The following is a 2,633-nucleotide window of genomic DNA, read 5'->3' on the forward strand; positions in this document are numbered from 1 at the left end:
TCCGCGGGGTGGCCAGGACCTGCCGCCACGCCCGGAGCGGCCGATACACGGCGGTCCGGCCGGGGCCGGGGACGGCTTCCGTGCGCAGCCGCCGGGAGCGGTGCCGAGCGCGGTCACCGGTGACCGGGCCGCGCCGAATCGTGCCGGGCAGGCCGGTGCCGGAGCCGGTCCGTGACGGGGCCGCGCCGCATCGCACCGGTCCGTTCCGGACCGCGCGCACAGGCCAGGCGGCGACGACCACGACGCCGCCCTGCACGCGAGGACACCGCGCCGCCCTGCACGCGAGGACGCCGCTGCGCGAGCCACGGCACGGCTGTGCCGGCCACGACGCCGCTGTGCGAGCCACGCGGCGCCGCTGTGACGGCATTGCGCGAGCCACGGCACGGCTGTGCCGGCCACGACACCGCTGTGCGAGCCACGCGGCGCCGCTGTGACGGCCGCGACGCCAGGGCAACGGCTAAGACGCCGGGGACGCCTCGGCCAGCACGTGGAGCTGCGTGGCGACCGAGTGGAAGGCCTCCATCGAGGCCACCGCGGCCTCCAGGCGCAGCAGCGCCTCCCGGGCACCCGGCTCGGTGTCGACCAGGACGCCGGGGACCAGGTCGGAGAAGACCCGCACCCCGTGCACCGCGCCCACCCGCAGACCGCTCGCCTCGACCAGCGAGGTCAGCCGGTCCACGGTGAAGCGGTGCGGGACCGGGTCCTGCTCGCCCCAGCGGCCGTCCGGGTCCTCCAGCGCCTGCCGTGCCTCGTTGAAGTGGCCGGCCAGGGTGCGCGAGAGCACCGCGCCGCCCAGGCCCGCCGCGAGCAGGCTCAGCAGCCCGCCGGGACGCAGGGCCGCGGCAACGTTGCGCAGCCCCTCGGCGGGGTCGTCGACGTACTCCAGCACGCCGTGGCAGAGCACCGCGTCGTAGGAGGAACGGTCCGCGACGTCGAACAGGCCGTGGACGTCCCCCTGAACCCCCCTCACCCGGTCGGCCACTCCCGCCTCGGCGGCACGGCGCTCCAAGGCGAACAGGGCGTCGGGGCTCGGGTCGACGACGGTCACCCGGTGGCCGAGCGCGGCGACGGGCACGGCGAAGTTGCCGCTGCCGCCGCCGGTGTCGAGGACGTCGAGCGACGGGTCGCCGCCCGACTTGACTCGGCGGTCCAGGGCGTCCTTCAGGACCTCCCAGACCACGGCGGTACGGAGAGAAGCGCGGGGGCGCATCGGGTCCGACACGGCGATTGACTCCTCGACGGGCGATCGGTGGCCGCCCGCCCACAGGAGCGTGGGAGGCAGGCGAATGCCCCCACCCTAATGGGCGTCCGGGCCGGTCAGCCCTGTCGCCCGCTCCACCAGACGCAGGAACACGGCGACGTCGCGTATCAGGTCGTCGGCCTCCCGCGCGGAGACGGCGTGCGGCAGGTCGGCCTCGGCCCGCGCGCGGCGTTCGGCGCCCGCGGCGAAGAAGGAGGCCCACTCGGCCAGCTCCGGCGCGGCCTCCGTGAGCACCTCCCAGGCGCTGCGTATCGGCGTCCGGCGGCCGCGGCGGGGCTCGGGCACCGGGCTGACGCGCACCGCGAGCACCGCGGCGGCCCCACGCAGGGCGGCCAGGTGGGCCGCGGCGTACCGCTCGTTGGGCGTGGTCAGGAGCAGAGCGCCGTCCAGGCCCCGGCGGGCGCGGTCGAGCAGATCGAGGCCGGCGGGCGGTGCGGACGCCCGGCGGGCCACCGGGTGGGTCATGACGAACCTCCTGTCGTCGTACGACAGCATCTGTCCTGTCTGGTCCCATCTTGGGCTCTGCCACTGACAATCGCTTTGACCTGCGGTTTTGCCCGGTGGGCCGGTTCGAGTTAGTTTTTGCACTGACCAGTCAGTGCAAAAAAGCCGAGGTGCATGCGAGTGAGCCGGCAGGGGGACGGGCAGCCGCCCGCCACGGGCGTCGCCGCCCGCAGGCTCGGGGTCAAGGGGCCCCGGGGATGGGCGTTCAGGGGGGTGACCTTCGAGGCCGGGCCGGGCGCGCTGGTGGCCGTCACCGGCCCCACGGGGTCGGGCCGTACGGCGCTGCTGCTGGCCCTCACCGGGCGGATGCGCACGGCCGAGGGCACGGCCCGGGTGGCCGGGCTGGAGCTGCCCCGGCGGACGGCGCGGGTCCGCCGGGTGTCCGGGGTGGCCCACATGCCCGGCGTGACGGACCTCGATCCCGCCCTGACCGTCGCGGAACACCTCCGCGAGCGGGCACTGGTCGGCCGCCGGTACGGGGGACCGGCGGCCGACCTGGTGCGCGGACTGCTGCGTTCGCCGCGGGCGCGGGCGGCCGAGGACGCGGCCCGCGCGGACGCGGCGCTCCGGACGGTGGGACTGGCGCCGGACGACCTGCCGAAGGGGGGCCGCACGGCGGTGCGGGACCTGTCCCGGGCGCAGGAGCTGCGGCTCTCGGTGGCGCTTGCGCTGCTCGGCCGGCCCGGTCGCCCCGAGGTCGTCGCGGTGGACGACGCGGACCTGGGCCTCTCCGGCCCCGAACGACAGGAGGCGGTCGCGCTGCTGTCCGCCCTGGCCGCCGGTGGCACGACCGTCCTGGCCGCGTTCCGCGAGGCCCCGCCCGAGGCGGACCTCGTGGTGCCGGTCGGCGAGCCGGCCGCCCCCGAGA

At 76.8% G+C, this 2,633-nt stretch carries 3 protein-coding genes; 1 reads left to right on the forward strand and 2 read right to left on the reverse strand.

Annotated elements, in window-relative coordinates; genetic code table 11:
• Window positions 1-457: 457 nt before the first annotated feature.
• Entirely contained in the window at window positions 458-1,222 is a 765-nt protein-coding gene (locus ACOV8S_RS11365; protein WP_448317657.1) for a class I SAM-dependent methyltransferase, read from the reverse strand.
• 75 nt (window positions 1,223-1,297) lie between these two features.
• A complete protein-coding gene (locus ACOV8S_RS11370) occupies window positions 1,298-1,756 on the reverse strand; it encodes an SAV_6107 family HEPN domain-containing protein (protein ID WP_448317658.1) in 459 nt (152 codons plus the stop codon).
• A 129-nt stretch (window positions 1,757-1,885) separates the two neighbouring features.
• Here ACOV8S_RS11370 and ACOV8S_RS11375 point away from each other — a divergent pair.
• Window positions 1,886-2,633 (forward strand): ATP-binding cassette domain-containing protein (locus ACOV8S_RS11375; RefSeq protein WP_448317659.1); only part of this gene is annotated, 748 nt, incomplete at its 3' end.

The organism is Streptomyces sp. CO7, assembly GCF_053474865.1.

What these genes read in the sequence shown, in the direction of transcription:
- ACOV8S_RS11370 (WP_448317658.1), bottom strand. Translation starts at nt 1,756, where the DNA reads ATGCTGTCGTACGACGACAGGAGGTTCGTCATGACCCACCCGGTGGCC.